This is a genomic window from Bradyrhizobium sp. BEA-2-5, from assembly GCF_032918025.1.
GTDB classification, from domain to species: domain Bacteria; phylum Pseudomonadota; class Alphaproteobacteria; order Rhizobiales; family Xanthobacteraceae; genus Bradyrhizobium; species Bradyrhizobium pachyrhizi.
This window is the reverse complement of sequence record NZ_CP136629.1, coordinates 3,384,910-3,402,412: the sequence shown is the minus strand read 5'-3', so window position 1 is coordinate 3,402,412 and position 17,503 is coordinate 3,384,910. Positions and strand designations below refer to the sequence as shown.

The following is a 17,503-nucleotide window of genomic DNA, read 5'->3' as shown; positions in this document are numbered from 1 at the left end:
AGAAAAATCCGCGGAGTAGTCTCCGCGGATTTCTGATTTTGCTGCGAGCCTGGCCTAGAAAATATGAACGTTCGCGGCCGCCGGCACGCCAGTGCTCAGATGTGCGAGATCCACCTTGTCGGAGCCAGTGCCATTCGCCGAGTACCAGAGCTCATGCGTCGTATTGTTGAAGAAGAATTTGTTCGTGCTTCCACTTTCGCTCCAGGCGCTGGCGTTGTTCTCGGTCCCGCCGGTGACTGCCGATGACGTGAACTGACCAGCCGTAAGGGCGTTTGAAACGCCCGTCGGAAGGCTCAGACCGGCCACATCGAGAAGCAGTGTATCACCGCTGTTGAAATCACTGATGATTTCGTGGGCGCTGAGATTGAGAACAAACTTGTCGTCCCCACCATTGCCAGTGAGCGTCTCGTTGGTTGGTCCGGCGACAATGACATCATTGCCGGCCGTGCCCAGAAGGGTCGTGGTGCCATTGATGTTGATATTGATGGTGCTCGACGCCGTGTCGCCGTCACCGTCAATCGTCGACACGTTGAAGCTCAGGTCCTCGGAGACGTTCGTGGTCGACGAAACTCCGACGCCAACCAAGTCGACCTTGCCGCTGCCTGTCACGTCCGTGAACTGGACAGCGTAGAGCTGCAGGCCGGCCGGCGCTGTGGGCGTCGACCATTCGGTGGCGACCGTGGTGTGGGTGGAAGGATCGAAATCACCGGATACCGATGTGATGGAGGCGGCGTGCACTCCGTCCCAATAAGTGACGACGTAATGGATTTCGTCTCCGCCCTTGTAGTTGGAGAACGTGTAGTTCGCGACCGATTCGTTTGCCGGCGGATGGAACGCCGCGTTGCCGACCGGACTGGCGATTGCGCCGCTCGTGAAATCGAACAGCAGCTTTTCATTGGGGTCGAAGTTATTGTTGTCGACGCCCCAACCGTTGGTTGATCCGTTCACACCGCCTTGGCTGCCGCCGGAGGTCGTTCCCGAAACAACCGCCAGTTGATCGGTGTTCGAAGAAAGAATCTGCTCTTCCGAAGGTCCCGATCCAAAGGCGGATGAACTGCCGACATTCTGGATCGTTGTCTCCGTGAATGGCTGAAGCAGTGTGAACAGGTAGTGACCGGTTGTGTCATCCAGATTCAGCGTGAAGATATTATTCGCTGCCGATGGGGCCGCACCGATATAGGCCGTCAAATTCTGTCCAAGTGCGTCGATGGAATAGTGCACGGCCTGGCCATTGAACGTCAGGCCGGCCGGCGCCGTGTTTCCAGTCAAGGTGAAGTCATATGCGCCAAAACCATCGGCGCCGGAGAACACGGGTAGGTTACCGAGCACGGACATCCCCGCGTAATCGGCAATGATTCCATGCTCGATCGTGCCGAAACTCGGGCCGTCGTCGAGGAAGCTGATATGGGTGCTGATGTCGGCGGTGGCCGTCACATGATCGCCATCGGCGTCCGTCAACGTCACCGTCGCGCCGATCTTGCCGGCCGTCATCGTCAGCAGATCGTTCGGACTGGCGGTGCTGTTGTGGTGGAGCGAGAGATAGTCCGCCACATAGAGTTGACCGGTGATCGGATCGATGGCGATCGCGAACGCCGTTTGGCCCGTCAGGCTGGGGTTGGCGGCATCGTTGCCCACAGTACCGATGATCCGGCCGCTGGCATCCAGCGACAGCGCGATCCCTGTGCCATCCGTCAACGTCAGGCCTGACGCAGCGCTGAGGACGCTCAACGCATAGGTCGTAGACCCCGCGCCGTCAGAGCCGAAGCTGCCTCCGGCCACCGTCAGGATGCTGCTCGCGCCCGTCGAGGCAAAGCTGAGCGCACCGTTGTCAAGTGACGCTGCCGACACATCGGTGTCGACGCCCTTGTTCGCGACCGTGCTGAACAGCGCGGCGACAGTGCTGGCGGCACCGTTGAACGTGATCGCAGTCGAGCCGAGCACGTCGCTCGCGCCGCCGGTGGTCTGCAGGCCGGGAGTTCTCGTCCACGCCGATCGTAGCTGCGCTGACCGTCGCTGTCGGCGCCGTCGGGCCGCTGTCCTGGATTGTGAACACGCCGGTGCCGAGGTCGAGCGGCGTCGACACGCTGTCACCGTCGGCATCGACGATGGTCTGCACCACCTGCAGCAGGTTGGCGCTCGAGAGCGTCAGCGTCGCTGCATCGTCCGAATTGTTCGGATCGGAGTGCCAGACGTTGTTGACCTGGGTGAAGGTCACGATCCCGGTTGCGGGATCAATGGTGATCGTGAAGTAGGTCGTCGCGCCAACCGAACCGGTGATGGTGTTGCCGGACTGGTTCAGCAGAATCTGCGCACCCTGTCCGATACCATCGCCGTCGCCGGCAGTCTTGTCGGTCGCATCGAGCGCATAGAGGCCGGAGGCCACGTTCGAGCCCGTCAGCTTCAGCGTATAGGTCGTCGAACCAGCACCGTCGCTGCCGTAGCTACCGCCGGTGAAGTTGTCGGAGAAGTTCGCCGTCACGGTGTCGAGCCCGGTCGGCGCCGTGCCGCCCGCGGTGTCGCTGCCAACAGGACGCGTCTCGTCCAGCACCAAGGTGTCGGTCGGACCGGTCACCGTGCCCGCGGTCGGGCCGCTGTCCTGGATCGTGAACACGCCGGTGCCGAGGTTCAGCGGCGTCGTCACGCTGTCACCGTCCGCATCGGTGATGGTCTGCACCACCTGCAACAGATTGGCAGCCGACAGCGTCAGCGTCGCCGCATCGTCCGGGTTGGTCGGATCGGAGTGCCAGATATTGTTAAGCTGGGTGAAGGTCACGATGCCGGTCGAAGGATCGATCGTGATCGTGAAGTAGTTGGTGCCGCCGACCGAGCCGGTGATGGTGTTGCCGACCTGGTTCAGCAGAATCTGCGCACCCTGTCCGATACCATCGCCGTCGCCGGCGGTCTTGTCGGTCGGATCGAGCGCATAGAGGCCGGAGGCGACGTTGGCACCGGTGAGCTTCAACGTGTACGTCGTGCTGCCAGCACCGTCGCTGCCGTAGCTGCCGCCGGTGAAGTTGTTGGAGAAGTCTGCCGTCACGGTGTCGAGCCCGGTCGGCGCCGAGCCGCCGGCGGTGTCGCTGCCGACAGGACGGGTCTCGTCCAGCACCAAGGTGTCGGTCGGGCCGGTCACCGTGCCGGCGGTCGGGCCGCTGTCCTGGATCGTGAACACGCCGGTGCCGAGGTTGAGCGGCGTCGTCACGCTATCACCATCGGCGTCCGTGATGGTCTGCACCACCTGCAGCAACTCAGGGCGCGTCAGCGTCAGCGTCGCCGCATCGTCCGGATTGGTCGGATCGGAGTGCCAGATGTTGTTGACCTGGGTGAACGTCACGATCCCGGTCGTCTCATTGATCGTGATCGTGAAGTAGGTCGTGCCGTTCGCCGAGCCGGTGATGGTGTCACCGACCTGGTTGAGCACGATCTGCGTTCCCTGTCCGATACCGTCGCCGTCACCGGCGGTCTTGTCGGTCGGATCGAGCGCATAGAGGCCGGAGGCCACGTTCAAGCCCGTCAGCTTCAGCGTGTAGGTCGTCGATCCAGCACCATCGCTGCCGTAGCTGCCGGCGGTGAAGTTGTTGGAGAAGTCCGCCGTCACGGTGTCGAGCCCGGTCGGCGCCGTGCCGCCCGCGGTGTCGCTACCAACGGGACGGGTCTCGTCCAGCACCAAGGTGTCGGTCGGACCGGTCACCGTGCCCGCGGTCGGGCCGCTGTCCTGGATCGTGAACACGCCGGTACCGAGGTTGATCGGCGTCGCAACACTGTCGCCATCCGCATCGGTGATGGTCTGCACCACCTGCAGCAGGTTCGCGGCCGACAGCGTCAGCGTCGCGGCATCGTCCGGATTGGTTGGGTCGGAGTGCCAGATGTTGTTGACCTGGGTGAACGTCACGATCCCGGTCGTCTCATTGATCGTGATCGTGAAGTAGGTCGTGCCGTTCGCCGAGCCGGTAATCGTGTCGCCGACCTGGTTGAGCACGATCTGCGCACCCTGCCCGAAATGGGTCGGGTCGGTGTCGGTCGGATCCAGCGCATAGAGGCCGGAGGCCACGTTCAAGCCCGTCAGCTTCAGCGTATAGGTCGTCGACCCAGCACCGTCGCTGCCGTAGCTGCCGGCGGTGAAGTTGTTGGAGAAGTCCGCCGTCACGGTGTCGAGCCCGGTCGGCGCCGTGCCGCCTGCGGTGTCGCTGCCAACGGGACGGGTCTCGTCCAGCACGAGGGTGTCGGTCGGACCGGTCACCGTGCCGGCGGTCGGGCCGCTGTCCTGGATCGTGAACACGCCGGTGCCGACGTCGAGCGGCGTCGTCACGCTGTCGCCGTCCGCGTCGGTGATGGTCTGCACCACCTGAAGCAGATTGGCAGCTGACAGCGTCAGCGTCGCAGAATCGTCCGGATTGGTCGGATCGGAGTGCCAGATGTTGTTGACCTGGGTGAACGTCACGATCCCGGTCGTCTCATTGATCGTGATCGTGAAGTAGGTCGTGCCGTTCGCCGAACCGGTGATAGTGTCACCGACCTGGTTGAGCACGATCTGCGTACCCTGCCCGAAATGGGTCGGGTCGGTGTCGGTCGGATCCAGCGCATAGAGACCGGAGGCCACATTCACGCCGGTCAGCTTCAGCGTGTAGGCCGTGTTGCCCGCACCATCGCTGCCATAATTGCCGCCGGTGAAGTTGTTGGAGAAGTCCGCCGTCACGGTGTCGAGCCCGGTCGGCGCTGTGCCGCCTGCGGTGTCGCTGCCAACGGGACGGGTCTCATCCAGCACGAGGCTGTCAGTCGGACCGGTCACCGTGCCGGCGGTTGGGCCGCTGTCCTGGATCGTGAACACACCGGTGCCGACGTCGAGCGGCGTCGTCACACTGTCGCCGTCCGCGTCGGTGATGGTCTGCACCACCTGCAGCAGACTGGCAGCCGACAGCGTCAGCGTCGCAGAATCGTCCGGATTGGTGGGATCGGAATGCCAGATGTTGTTGAGCTGGGTAAAGGTGACGATACCGGTCGTGGGATCGATCGTGATCGTGAAGTAATTGGTGCCGCCAACCGAGCCGGTGATCGTGTTGCCGACCTGGTTCAGCAGAATCTGCGCGCCCTGCCCGATGCCATCGCCGTCGGCAGTGGTCGTGTCGGTCGCATCGAGCGCAAAGAGGCCGGACGCCACGTTGGCGCCGGTGAGCTTCAGCGTGTAGGTCGTGTTGCCCGGACCGTCGCTGCCGTAGCTGCCGGCTGAGAAGTTGTTCGAGAAGTCTGCCGTCACGGTGTCGAGGCCGCTCGGCGCCGAGCCGCCCGCTGTATCCGTGCCGACGGGACGGGTCTCGTCCAGAACCAACGTATCCGCCGCCGCGATCACCGTGCCCGCGGTCGGACCGCTATCCTGGATTGCGAACACACCGGAGCCGAGGTTGAGCGACGTCGTCACGCTGTCGCCGTCGGCATCGGTGATGGTCTGCACCAATTGCAGGATTTCCGGACGCGACAGCGTCAGCGTCGCGGCGTCATCCGGGTTGGTCGGATCGGAGTGCCAGATGTTGTTGAGCTGGGTGAAGGTCACGATACCGGTCGAGGGATCGATCGCGATCGTGAAATAATCGGTACCGCCGACCGAGCCGGTGATCGTGTTGCCGACCTGGTTCAGCAGAATCTGCGCACCCTGCCCAATGCCATCGCCATCGCCGGTGGTCGTGTCGGTCGCATCAAGGGCGTACAGGCCGGACGCCACGTTGGCGCCGGTGAGCTTCAGCGTGTAGGCCGAATTGCCCGGGCCATCGCTGCCATAGCTGCCGCCGGCGAAGCCGTTCGAGAAATCCGCCGTGACGCTGGCAAGGCCGGTCGGCGCCGTGCCGCCCGCGGTGTCGGTGCCGACAGGCCGCGTCTCGTCGAGCACGAGCGTGTCCGTTGCGCCGGACAGCGCGCTCGCCGTCGGGCCGCTGTCCTGGATGGTGAACACACCAGTGCCGAGATCGAGCGGCGTCGACACGTGGTCGCCGTCCGCATCGGTGATGGTCTGCACCACCTGCAGCAGGTTGGCCGCCGAGAGCGTCAGCGTCGCTGCATCGTCCGGATTGGTCGGATCGGAATGCCAGATGTTGTTGAGCTGGGTGAACGTGACGATGCCGGTCGTCTCGTCGATCGTGATCGTGAAGTAGGTGGTCCCGCCGGCCGAGCCGGTGATGGTGTCACCGACCTGGTTCAGCAGAATCTGCGCACCCTGCCCGAAATGGGTCGGGTCGGTGTCGGTCGGATCCAGCGCATAGAGCCCGGAGGCGACGTTGGCGCCGGTCAGCTTCAGCGTGTAGGCCGTGTTGCCCGCGCCGTCGCTGCCATAATTGCCGCCGGTGAAGTTGTTGGAGAAGTCCGCCGTCACGGTATCGAGGCCGGTCGGCGAGGTGCCGCCCGCGGTGTCGGTGCCGACAGGCCGCGTCTCGTCCAGCACAAGGGTGTCGGTCGGGCCGGCCACCGTGCCCGCCGTCGGGCCGCTATCCTGGATCGTGAACACGCCGGTGCCGACATCGAGCGGCGTCGACACGCTGTCGCCGTCCGCATCGGTGATGGTCTGCACCACCTGCAGCAGGTTCGCGCCCGACAGGGTCAGCGTCGCGGCGTCATCCGGATTGGTCGGATCGGAATGCCAGATGTTGTTGAGCTGGGTGAACGTGACGATGCCGGTCGTCTCGTCGATCGTGATCGTGAAGTAGTTGGTGCCGCCGGCCGAGCCGGTGATGGTGTCACCGACCTGGTTCAGCAGAATCTGCGCACCCTGCCCGAAATGGGTCGGGTCGGTGTCGGTCGGATCCAGCGCATAGAGACCGGAGGCCACATTCACGCCCGTCAGCTTCAGCGTGTAGGCCGTGTTACCCGCACCGTCGCTGCCGTAGCTGCCGGCCGAGAAGTTGTTCGAGAAGTCCGCCGTGACGGTGTCGAGGCCGGTCGGCGCGGCGCCGCCCGCAGTGTCGGTGCCGACAGGACGGGTCTCGTCCAGCACCAACGTATCCGCCGCCGCGATCACCGTGCCGGCGCTCGGGCCGCTGTCCTGGATCGTGAACACGCCGGTGCCGACATCGAGCGATGTCGACACGCTGTCGCCGTCGGCATCGACGATGGTCTGCACCACCTGCAGCAGATTGGCGCCAGACAGCGTCAGCGTCGCCGCATCGTCCGGATTGGTTGGGTCGGAGTGCCAGATATTGTTGAGCTGGGTGAATGTCACGATCCCGGTCGAGGGATCGATCGTGATCGTGAAGTAATTGGTGCCGCCGGCCGAGCCGGTGATGGTGTTGCCGACCAGGTTCAGCAGAATCTGCGCGCCCTGCCCGATGCCGTCGCCGTCGCCGGTGGTCGTATCGGTCGCATCAAGTGCGTACAGACCGGACGCCACATTCGCGCCGGCGAGGTTCAGCGTGTAGGTCGTGTGGCCCGGGCCGTCGCTGCCATAGCTGCCGGGCGTGAAGTTGTTGGAGAAGTCTGCCGTCACGGAATCAAGGCCGGTCGGCGCCGTGCCGCCCGCGGTGTCCGTGCCAACCGGACGGGTCTCGTCCAGCACCAGGGTGTCGGTCGGGCCGGTCACCGTGCCGGCGGTCGGGCCGCTGTCCTGGATCGTGAACACACGGGTGCCGACATCGAGCGGCGTCGACACGCTGTCGCCATCCGCGTCGGTGATTGTCTGCACCACCTGCAGCAGGCTGGGGCTCGACAGCGTCAGCGTTGCCGGATCGTCCGGATTCTTCGGGTCAGAATGCCAGATGTTGTTCGACTGCGTGAAGGTGACGATCCCGGTCGACGGATCAATCGTGATGGTGAAATACGTCGTCCCGCCGGCCGAGCCGGTGATGGTGTTGCCGGACTGGTTGAGGACGATCTGCGCGCCTTGTCCGATGCCGTCGCCGTCAGCAGTGGTCGTGTCGGTCGGATCCAGCGCGTAGAGACCCGAGGCCACGTTCGAGCCGGTGAGCTTCAGCGTGTAGGCGGTATGGCCGGGTCCGTCGCTGCCGTAGCTGCCCGACGTGAAGTCGTGGGAGAAGTCCGCCGTCACGCTGGCAAGCCCGCTCGGTGCAAAGCCGGCCGGCGTGTCGCTGCCAACCGGGCGCGACTCGTCCAGCACCAGCGCTTCCGCCGGGCCTTCCTTCTCGATCACCGTGCCGGCCGTCGGACCGCTGTCCTGAATTGTGAACACGCCGCCACCGAGGCTGATCGGCGTTGTCACGCTGTCGCCGTCCACGTCAGTGATGGTCTGCACCACCTGCAGCAGGCTGGAGCTGGAGAGGGTCAGCGTCGCGGCATCATCCGGGTTGGTCGGATCGGCATGCCAGATGTTGTTGACCTGGGTGAAGGTCACGATCCCGGTCGTCTCGTTGATCGTGATCGTGAAGTAGGTCGTGCCGTTGGCCGAGCCGGTGATGGTGTCACCGGACTGGTTCAGCACGATCTGCGCGCCCTGCCCGAAATGGGCCGGGTTGGTGTCGGTCGGATCCAGCGCATAGAGGCCCGAGGCCACGTTCGTGCCGGTGAGATGCAGCGTGTAGGCAGTGTTGCCGGCACCGTCGGCGCCATAGCTGCCGCCGGTGAAATTGTTGGAGAAGTCCGCCGTCACGCTGGCGAGGCCGGTCGGCGTCGTGCCGCCCGCGGTGTCGCTGCCCACAGGGCGCGTTTCGTCCAGCACCAGCGTGTCGGTCGCGCCGGTCACCGTGCCCGCCACCGGACCATCGTCAAGGATCGTCAGATGCGAGCCGACATCGACGCTCGCACTTGCCGACTGATTGTTGTTGTCGGTCACGGTGGCGGTCAGCGTGATCAGACCCGATGCCAGCGTGATCCCTTCATTGAAGTTGCCCGGTGTTGCCTCATGAACCGCGCGCAGATCGGTCAGCGTCACATGACCCGCGGTGTCGACCGAGACCGTGAGGACCAGATCGCCACTGATCGCCGTGCGCCCTTCCACGACGCCGGCCGCGTTGACCGTCAGCAGGACGTGCTGACCGGTCGCCGAATCGATCAGACCGGAATCTTCGTTCGGTGTCGTGACCGACAGCGCATAGGTCAGCGACTGCTGGCCGCCCGGCACCGTGACGTTGAACGACACCTGCACAGACGCGACCGTTGCCCCTGCGGGTCCGAGCCCCGAACCGGCGACACCATGGTTGGTGGCCGCGGTCAGGAAGCTCTCGTCGACGATCAGCGCCGACAGGGGATTGCCGGAAATGATCGGAGGCGGAGCACTGTTCAGCACGAAGCCGGTCGGGGGCACAGGGGTCACGAGGTTCGGCAACTCTTCCTGCGGCGCCAACACGTTGGTCGGCACAGGAGCTAACGGATCAATCGCGAACGGGCGGAAATCCGCGCCGCTCGCCTGCGCGTTGCCGTTCGAGTTGCCGCCATTGTCGGCCGCCGGCAACACGGAGGCGTCCGTGGTGATCGGAAACAGACTGGCGAATTCCTGGACCGAGACCTCGCGCCCCGGCGCCATCTCGATGGTGACATTCTTCAGCCCATCCGCACGGGAGTCGAAGAACGGCTCAACCGTGACGGTCGACTGGTTGTCGAACAGGATGATCAGCTTTTCGCCGACGTGAACCAGCGTGATCTTTTCATTGGCGATCGACGAAAAGTCGACCTTCACCTTCTGGTCGTATCCAAGATTGACGACCACCGCCTGATCGGTCAGCGGCTTGGTCAACTTGTAAATTCGTACGGGAGCCGAATTGGTGGAATTGCCGGTGCCGGTTGCCTGAGCGACCTGAAACGAACCCTGCATTATCAACTCCGCAAAATGCGATTAGAGGAAAAGTTGTAGAAAAATTTAGTTTTAGGCTATTGTTAACCCTCCCCGCGGTCAAGAAATGTATTTGGTTAATCAATGCTTTCCGTGGAAGTGTGGTAAAGATCGGACAGGTCGAAGCTGAAAGAACAACGGCTTAGCCGGATTAACTTGGCCAAAGGCAGTATTTCCCCGGCCCCGTTCGTCCTTCCCGGCGATTTGGAGCAGCAGTCGATGCGGGTGATTCTTCAGGCGTGTGCCGCTGTCTTGATTTGGGGCTGTTTCGGCGCGGCGGCCGCGCAAGCCCCTGCACAACCTGTCCCCCGGGAGACCACGGTGGAGCGCCAGGTTCGCGCCCTGGCCAACCGGGACACCCAGATTGGTCTCTATCTCAACGTGTTACCTGATTGCACGTCGGGGCCGCTGCCGACCATCCGCCTGGTCACTGCGCCGGCTGCCGGAAAGGTTGTGGTGAAGTCGGCGAAGGCGAAGGCCACCAATTACAAGGCCTGCCTGGCGCTCGAAGTGCCGGCCTATGTCGCCTTCTACAAGGCGCCTCCGGAATTTCTCGGCGATGACGCCCTGACCATCGAGGTCAAGTATCAAGGCGGTCGAACCGAAATTCAGAAGATCACCGTCAAGGTGAGTGTACCAGGCGGGCAGCAGAAGATCTGATGGTGTTGCGGGCGATCTGAGGCCCGCGCGCCGACCAATCGCCTTACAGCGGCTCGCCCTCGGCTTCGTCCTGCTGCAACAACACCTCGCCCGATGCGGAGGCCGGCTGGCTGAGCGAAGCTCGATCCTCGTGGCAATCGCTGATTCGGCGGGCAACCACCCGGTCGGTCCGCGGCGCCTGACCAACATTGGTCTTGTTGACCTCGGTATAGGCCTCGTCGCTGAGAACCGTGATGACGGTGCTGACCGGCCCGAGATAGTCGCAGCGGTTGGAGAAGACGTATTTGTTGTTGATCTTTTCCGGCCGCGAAGAGTGGCAATTTCCAACGGACGGAGATGAGAAGGTCGCCTTCATCGCCTGCGTCGGATCGACACAGCGCGTCATTTCGCGCTCGAGCAGCGTTTGCCGGACGTTCGAGGACGTGGCGATTTCCAGCGTCCGCACGAAGCGCCACATTCCTTTTCGGAAGGTCGGCCCGCTGAATCCCTCCTCCGCCATGGCGCTCGGGGAGGCGAGCACGAACACGGAAAGCGCGGTCACGACGCCAAGCGCGGACGCGAAGATCTTCGACGGGGCGAAGCCCTCACGCGATGTCATTTATTGAATCCCTAATCGGCCGATTGACGCGGATCGCGTGACTTCGCTTGAAGCACGTCCAACCTCACATCATTCAGGAGCATTTCGTGTTAAGACCCCGTAAATGCTTGGTCTTTGCTCGAAGCTCTCTCGAGCTCTTGCGCCAAACACGGTGAATGCCTGGTTGCTTCCAGGCCGGGGCAGCTTCGGCGCGAAAGGAAGCGCAGCGTCCGCGCCGTCGGGGACGAATGGACGCCTCGTCCGCCGCCACCCGCCGTCGATTGCCAACTAATGCTGCAAAGCCGCCGCAGCGGACTTGTCAGCCTTGGCCTCAGACTTGGCCTCAATCCTGGCCGCGCTACCGTCGTCGCAGTCGCCGATCCTTGTCGCGACGACCGTGTCGGTCCGGGGATGCTCTCCGGTGCTGATCTCGTTCAGCTCGGTATAGGCCTCGTCGCTGCGCACGGTGATGACGGTGCTGACCGTCCCCATGTAATCGCAGCGGTGTCCGAAGGTGTATTGATTACCGACCTTCTCCGGCTTGTCCGAGACGCAGCTTCCGATCGATCCCGAGGCAAAGGTCGCCTTCATGGCGTGGGTCGGGTCGACGCAGCGCGTCGTCTCCGCGTTGACCACCCGATACTTGAAGTTTTTGTTGGCGGTCCTGACCACATCGAGCGTTCGCACGAAGCGCCACAGACCTTTGCGGAAGCTCGGGCCAGAAAAGGCTTGATCGCCCTGAGCCGGCGCTGCCGCCGCTGCCCGGCCGTTCGCCGGTTGAGGAGCCTGAGTCTGCGCATGAGCTGCCAACGCAGGCAATGAGACAATCATCAGGGCCAGTAGCGAACGTGCAATGCCACCACGGAAGTCCATTCCCACCCCCGATGTCCGTCCGAATGCGTTCGTGATGCGATCCGGTCAGCTCATTGAAGCAATCTCCGGAACACGACTCAATACATCACACCACTTGCAGGCCAATTGTGGCCGGTAAAGGTGCATTAACGCTACGGGCAGCTTGCAGCCGAATTCAGACCCACTGCAGCAAACTTGCAACACCTGACACGCCATTCGCGATGGCGCCGGCGGATCTCCCCCACCGCAATGGGCAGAGAGGTTTGACCTCAGAGTTTTTTTTTGCTCATTTAGCGCGAGATATTTTCTTCAATTACTTAGCCTATCGCTGGACGAGGGGGCACTGATGCGTATTCGGTTTGGCTACACGGTCGCGGGCATTTTGGCGTTGGGTGCAATGTCGTTCGGCAACTCCGGGCCGGCGGGGGCGGCGGACCTTGGCCTGGTCACAAAAGCACCGGTCGGCACCTGCACCGAGATCGTCTTCACCTGCGAGAACGGCCATCAATATCCGCTGTGCCCCCGCGCCGTGTCGGTCGAGGGCGAAGTGGTCACGGCCTCCCTGCTCACCGGCCGTGGCGGCATCCATGTGCGGCACGTTCCGATGGGCGTCGGCTATCGCTATGCGGGCCGCGGCGTCTGGCTGGACGGCTTCCGGGAAAACGCGCTGCTCAACTTCGGCAAGCGCCACCAGGTGGCGTGCACCATCGCGCATTCATGAGCGCGCGCTCTGCGTCGCTCCAATGGGCGTGACGCAGAGCACCTCAAGCAGCCGAACTCTCCTCACCCCTTGGTGCGGAGCACGACGCGCGACGAGCGCGAGAACATATACGCCTTCGGATTGACGTAGACCGGGCAGTAGTCCTGCCACTGGTACAGCTGCCAATTCCATTTCCAGCAGCCCGATGCGATCTGGGGCTCTTGCACGTAGTCCAGCCGGTACGGCGGATCGCCAAACGGATAGTAGTCGCCGCATCGCGCCGCCGTCGAAGACAGAACGACGATTGAAGCGGCCGCGGCAATGATCACAGAAAATGACTTGTTCATAACGCCCCTCGATCGAATGACGTGACCGCGCGAGAGTGCCAAATCCGCCGGTCGTTATCAAGGTGGGGGCCGCCTGCCCCCAACGCCAACCGGCCGTCTACACCGCGCGATTCTGCGTCGGCGCGCGGCCGCCGCCATCGGCGACCAGCACTGCACCCGTCACGAAGGACGCCTCGTCGGAGGCCAGGAACAGGCAGCACGCGGCGATCTCGGCGGGCTCGGCCATCCGTCCCAGGGCAATGCGTCGTTCGACGCCGCGAATCTCGGCATCGACGGTGGTGCCGTTTTGGCCCGCGAGCAGCTGCATTTCTTGGGCGCTCATCGGCGTGCGCACCCAGCCCGGTGCCACCGCATTGGAGCGGATGCCGTCGGCGCCGTGCGCGTAGGCCAGCGAGCGCGTATAGGCGACGACGGCCGCCTTGCTGGCGGCGTAGCTTGCGCTGTCCGGGCTGGCATTGAACGCCGCAACCGAGGCGACGTTCACGATCGCGCCGCCGCGCTGCCGGAGCAGCGGCAGGGACGCGCGACAGACACGCATCGTCCCCGTGAGGTTGACGTCAAGCGTTTTGGCCCACACCTCGTCGGAGACGCTGGCCGGCTGATCCGGCACGATCAGGCCGGCGGCGTTGACCACGATGTCGAGCCACGCTCCGCAGGCGGTGACGGCCTTTGCGATGTCGTCCGGCCGGGTGACGTCACCATGGATTGCCTGCCCGCCGCACTTCACTGCTGCGGCCTGCAGCTCGGCGTCCCCGAGGCCGAACAGCACGACGCGCGCGCCGCTCAACGCCAGCAGCGCCGCCGTCGCCCGACCGATCCCCGTGGCCGCGCCGGTCACCAGCGCCGTCTTTCCGTCGAGCCGCGGCATCAGGGCATGATCCGGAAAAGTGGATCCCGGTTTTCCGAGAAGATCATGCGCATCTAGACTCCCCACTGCCGTTCGACGGCAAATCCGGTCTCCGGCAGCGTCGAGCCGCCGTCGACGACGATGGTCTGCCCGGTGACATATTTGGCCTCGGCGGAGGCGAGATAGAGCATCGCGCAGGCGATGTCGTCTGCGCTGCCCATTTGCCCCATCGGGATAAAACGCTCGAGCTTCGCCTTGTTCTCCGGCGCGCTCATGGTGCCGCGGCCTGGCTTTTCGATGAAGCCGGCCTCGACGCCGTTGACCGTGATGCCGTCGCGCGCGAGCTCGAAGGCGGCGCCGCGGATGAATGCGTTGACGCCGGCTTTCGCCGCCGAGTAATGCGCGCCGCCGCCCATCGCGACGCGCGCTGAGACCGAGGATGTCACGAGGATGCGCCCGAACCTGACGGCACGCATGTGCGGAATTGCGGCCTGCGCGAGCCAGATGCTGGCGTTGAGGTTCAGCGCCAGCGTATCCTCGAGCTTCGCTTCATCGAGCTCCTCAAGCGATGACCACGGGCAACCGCCGGCATTGTGCACGACGATATCGAGCCGGCCGTATTTGGCGGCGACACTGTCAATCATCGCCCGCAAGCTGCCGCGATCGAGCCGGTCGAACGGAAAGCAATGCGCCGCCCGTCCATCGGCCACGAGTTCGCGCGCCAATGCCTCGGCCACATCAAGAGTCCGGTTGGCGATCACCACGGTCGCGCCCGCCTGGGCGAACCTTCTCACGATGGCGGCGCCGATCCCCCTGCCCCCGCCGGTGACGATCGCGATGCGGCCGCCAAGATTGAACGGAGGCGCCTGCATCAGATCGCTCCCGCGCCGCGCAGCAAGTCGATGAACTGCGCCAACACCCCCGTGTGCGTGTCGACGTCGCGCGCGGACGTCGCCGGACACATCAGCAGCATGGTGTGGAACGGGGTCACCAGAAGGCCCTCGTTGATGTAGAACGCATGCAGCAAGGTCTCGAGATCGGGTTGCCGGCCAGCAATGACGTCGGCGCCGCTGCGTGGCGGCTGCGGCATGAACATGATCTCAGCGCGCGCGCCGATCTGCGTGACGTGCCAGGGCAGACCGGCCGCCGCGATCAGGCGGCGCGCTTCCTGCGCGAGCCAGGTCGCGGTTCCGATCATCCGCTCGTAGTTCGCAGAGGTCAGCACCTTCTCCAGCACCGCGCGCATGGTCGCGACCGTCAGCGCGTTGCCGGCAAGTGTTCCGCCGAATCCGAGATGCGCCGACTGCCGTTCCCGCGGATTGACGTGGGGGACGATCTTCCAGAGCCGCTCCGCGATCTCCTGGCTGAGCCCGAACACGCCGGCGGGGATGCCGCCCGCGATCGCCTTGCCCGCAACGAAAATGTCGGGCTCGAGCCCATGGCTCTTCATGTAGCCGCCCGGTCCGCAGGACAGCGTGTGGGTCTCGTCGATGATGAGGACGGTGCCGGCGCGGCGGGTCAGCTCTCGCAACGCCTGGTGAAAACCAGGATCGACCGGGATCATGCCGAAATTCGTCATCAGCGGCTCGGTCAGCACGCAGGCGACGTCGCCATGCGCAAGCGCCGCCTCGAGGCCCGCGACATCGTTGAACTCGACGACCCTGCTCACCGCATCATGATCGATGCCGTTCGGATGGATCATGTTGCGCAGGCCGACCCGGCCGTCGCGGATCTCGACATGCGCCTCCTCGACGCCGCCATGGTAGCAGCCGGAGAACACCAGCACCTTGCGCCGGCCGGTGATCATGCGCGAGATGCGGATCGCGGCACGGTTGGCGTCGGTCGCCGACGTCGTCAGCGTCCAGTATTTCGGGCCGAAGCGTCGCGACAGTTCGGCGCCGACCCAGATACTGTCTTCCGTCGGCAGCATCATGGTCGCGCCACGCTTGAGCTGAGCGAGCGCCGCCTCAGTGACCGCCTCGGGCGCGTGGCCGCACATGCCGCCGGTGTCGCCAAGGCAGAAATCGATGTAGTCGCGTCCGTCGATGTCCCTGATATGCGCGCCCTGCGCCTCCTCGGCATAAACCGGGAAGCCGCCGGCCCAGCGCCGCATCCAGTGCGACGGGCCGCCGTAAAGGTAGTGCTCCGTTCCCTCCTGCCAGGCCGCGGCTGAGCGCGGATGCAGCGCGCGAAAGCGCTCCTGCTCGGCATCGAGCAATCGGTTCAGAACGCCGGCGCGTTCGGCAGCCAAAGATGTCATAGCGCGATCCAGGCGGTCTTGAGGTCGGTATAGGCGTCGAGCGCGTGCAGCGACTTGTCGCGTCCGAAGCCTGATTGCTTGAAGCCGCCGAGCGGCACCGTGATGTCGGCGCCGCCATAGGCGTTGACGTGCACGACGCCGGCCTTGATGGCGCGCACCATGCGATGCGCCGTCGACAGACTTGCGGTCCACACCGCCGACGCAAGTCCATAGGGGGTCGCATTGGCGAGCGCTGTGGCATCTTCCTCGCCCTCGAACCGCGTCACTGCCAGCACCGGGCCGAACACTTCCTCGCGCCAGACCTGCATCGACGGCGTCACGTCGGTGAGGATCGTAGGCGCCATGAAGTTGCCGCCGCTCTCGACGCGGATCTGCTCGCCGCCGATCAGCCGCTTCGCGCCCTGCGCTTCCGCATGGGCAACGGCATCCAGGTTCTTGCGCAACTGCGGCTTGCTCGCGATGGCGCCGATATCCGAGGTCAGTTCGAGGGGATCACCGACGCGGAGCTTGGCGGTTGCGTCGCGCAGTTCGGCCATGAAGCGATCATAGATCGCGGACTGCACCAAGAGCCGCGATCCGGCCACGCAGACCTGGCCGGAGTTTCGGAAGATGCCGTTCGCCGAGACCTTGGCCGCATGCTTGATATCGGGCGCATCGGCGAACACGATGTTGGGCGACTTGCCGCCAAGCTCGAGATGGACGCGCTTCAGGTTCGATCGCGCCGAGCATTCCAGGAGACGCCGGCCCACCGCGCCCGAGCCAGTGAAAGCGAGCACATCGACATCCATGTGCAGCGCAAGCGCCTCGCCGGCGGATGCGCCGCGGCCGGTGACGACGTTGAGCACGTCGTCGGGCAACCCCGCCTCGGTCGCGAGCTCGGCAAGTCGCAACAGCGTCAGCGACGCCAGCTCCGGCGGCTTGACCACGACCGAGTTTCCGGCGGCAAGCGCCGGGCCGATCTTCCACGCTCCGATCATCAGCGGGAAATTCCACGGCACGATCACGCCGACGACACCAAGCGGCTCGCGATGCACGAGCCCGAGCACATCACCTGAGGTCGGGGCGATCTCGCCATAGACCTTGTCGATCGCCTCGGCGTAGTAACGGATGGTGCCGGCGACCGAGAGCGGCTCGGCCTTATAGGCCATGCTAATCTCGGTGCCATTGTCGCGCACGCCGAGCACCGCAATCTCGAGCGCGTGCCGCTCGATGAGATCGGCGAACCGCAGCAACACCTTCTTGCGCTGCGCCGGCGCCGCGCGTGACCAGCTGCCCTGCTCGAAGGCCTGCCGCGCGTGTCTCACTGCGGCGTCGACATCGGCCACGTCGCCGTCAGCGATGCTGGTTAATACCTGGCCGTCGATCGGCGACACGACATCAAGCCGCGCCTCGCTGATCGCCGGCGCCGGCCGGCCGCCGATGAAGAGCTGCTGGGCCGGAATGACGGCCGCGCGTAGTCGATCGATCTGGGCTTGCTGCATGCGAGATAATTGTGACAAT

At 64.4% G+C, this 17,503-nt stretch carries 11 protein-coding genes; 2 read left to right on the top strand and 9 right to left on the bottom strand.

The features are described from left to right. Window positions 1-54 precede the first annotated feature (54 nt). Window positions 55-1,941: a DUF5801 repeats-in-toxin domain-containing protein gene (locus RX327_RS15635; protein WP_317250777.1), complete on the bottom strand. Its 1,887-nt coding sequence runs from the start codon at window positions 1,939-1,941 to the stop codon at window positions 55-57. After that, entirely contained in the window at window positions 1,829-9,742 is a 7,914-nt protein-coding gene (locus RX327_RS15630; RefSeq protein WP_317250776.1) for a DUF5801 repeats-in-toxin domain-containing protein, read from the bottom strand. The genes RX327_RS15635 and RX327_RS15630 overlap by 113 nt, the downstream gene beginning before the upstream one ends. Window positions 9,743-9,916: 174 nt before the next feature. Here RX327_RS15630 and RX327_RS15625 point away from each other — a divergent pair, with 174 nt between their 5' ends. Then, on the top strand, window positions 9,917-10,420 hold the full coding sequence (locus RX327_RS15625) for a hypothetical protein (RefSeq protein WP_244482540.1): 504 nt from the start codon (window positions 9,917-9,919) through the stop codon (window positions 10,418-10,420). Window positions 10,421-10,463: 43 nt separating this feature from the next. On the opposite strand, the gene RX327_RS15620 is transcribed toward RX327_RS15625, so the two are convergent. Beyond that, the gene (locus RX327_RS15620) at window positions 10,464-11,018 is read right to left on the bottom strand and encodes a DUF3617 domain-containing protein (protein ID WP_317250775.1); all 555 of its coding nucleotides are present in this window, start codon (window positions 11,016-11,018) and stop codon (window positions 10,464-10,466) included. Window positions 11,019-11,285: 267 nt separating this feature from the next. Next, entirely contained in the window at window positions 11,286-11,870 is a 585-nt protein-coding gene (locus RX327_RS15615) for a DUF3617 family protein (protein WP_160321810.1), read from the bottom strand. 325 nt (window positions 11,871-12,195) lie between these two features. Between RX327_RS15615 and RX327_RS15610 the strand changes: the two genes are divergently transcribed. After that, window positions 12,196-12,570: a hypothetical protein gene (locus RX327_RS15610; RefSeq protein WP_028331383.1), complete on the top strand. Its 375-nt coding sequence runs from the start codon at window positions 12,196-12,198 to the stop codon at window positions 12,568-12,570. Window positions 12,571-12,632: 62 nt separating this feature from the next. Here RX327_RS15610 and RX327_RS15605 read toward each other — a convergent pair whose 3' ends face one another. From RX327_RS15605 to RX327_RS15585, 5 genes are all read right to left on the bottom strand, one after another. Next, window positions 12,633-12,896 (bottom strand): hypothetical protein, encoded by a 264-nt coding sequence (locus RX327_RS15605; protein ID WP_028331384.1) that lies wholly within the window; start codon window positions 12,894-12,896, stop codon window positions 12,633-12,635. Between the two features lie 97 nt (window positions 12,897-12,993). Next, on the bottom strand, window positions 12,994-13,764 hold the full coding sequence (locus RX327_RS15600; RefSeq protein WP_038377076.1) for an SDR family NAD(P)-dependent oxidoreductase: 771 nt from the start codon (window positions 13,762-13,764) through the stop codon (window positions 12,994-12,996). A 53-nt stretch (window positions 13,765-13,817) separates the two neighbouring features. Continuing rightward, a complete protein-coding gene (locus RX327_RS15595; protein ID WP_050386915.1) occupies window positions 13,818-14,615 on the bottom strand; it encodes an SDR family oxidoreductase in 798 nt (265 codons plus the stop codon). Further along, window positions 14,615-16,003, bottom strand: coding sequence for a transaminase (locus tag RX327_RS15590; RefSeq protein WP_050386916.1), 1,389 nt, complete (start codon window positions 16,001-16,003; stop codon window positions 14,615-14,617). Before RX327_RS15590 ends, RX327_RS15595 begins: the two co-directional genes overlap by 1 nt. After that, complete coding sequence (locus tag RX327_RS15585; protein WP_050386917.1) at window positions 16,000-17,484, bottom strand: aldehyde dehydrogenase; 1,485 nt, start codon at window positions 17,482-17,484, stop codon at window positions 16,000-16,002. Before RX327_RS15585 ends, RX327_RS15590 begins: the two co-directional genes overlap by 4 nt. Window positions 17,485-17,503: the final 19 nt, after the last annotated feature.

Excerpts from the sequence above, each read along its gene's own strand:
- RX327_RS15630 (WP_317250776.1), bottom strand. The coding sequence starts at position 9,742 with ATGCAGGGTTCGTTTCAGGTCGCTCAGGCAACCGGCACCGGCAATTCC.
- RX327_RS15620 (WP_317250775.1), bottom strand. The coding sequence starts at position 11,018 with ATGACATCGCGTGAGGGCTTCGCCCCGTCGAAGATCTTCGCGTCCGCG.
- RX327_RS15615 (WP_160321810.1), bottom strand. The coding sequence starts at position 11,870 with ATGGACTTCCGTGGTGGCATTGCACGTTCGCTACTGGCCCTGATGATT.
- RX327_RS15610 (WP_028331383.1), top strand. The coding sequence starts at position 12,196 with ATGCGTATTCGGTTTGGCTACACGGTCGCGGGCATTTTGGCGTTGGGT.
- RX327_RS15605 (WP_028331384.1), bottom strand. The coding sequence starts at position 12,896 with ATGAACAAGTCATTTTCTGTGATCATTGCCGCGGCCGCTTCAATCGTC.
- RX327_RS15600 (WP_038377076.1), bottom strand. The coding sequence starts at position 13,764 with ATGCCGCGGCTCGACGGAAAGACGGCGCTGGTGACCGGCGCGGCCACG.
- RX327_RS15595 (WP_050386915.1), bottom strand. The coding sequence starts at position 14,615 with ATGCAGGCGCCTCCGTTCAATCTTGGCGGCCGCATCGCGATCGTCACC.
- RX327_RS15590 (WP_050386916.1), bottom strand. The coding sequence starts at position 16,003 with ATGACATCTTTGGCTGCCGAACGCGCCGGCGTTCTGAACCGATTGCTC.
- RX327_RS15585 (WP_050386917.1), bottom strand. The coding sequence starts at position 17,484 with ATGCAGCAAGCCCAGATCGATCGACTACGCGCGGCCGTCATTCCGGCC.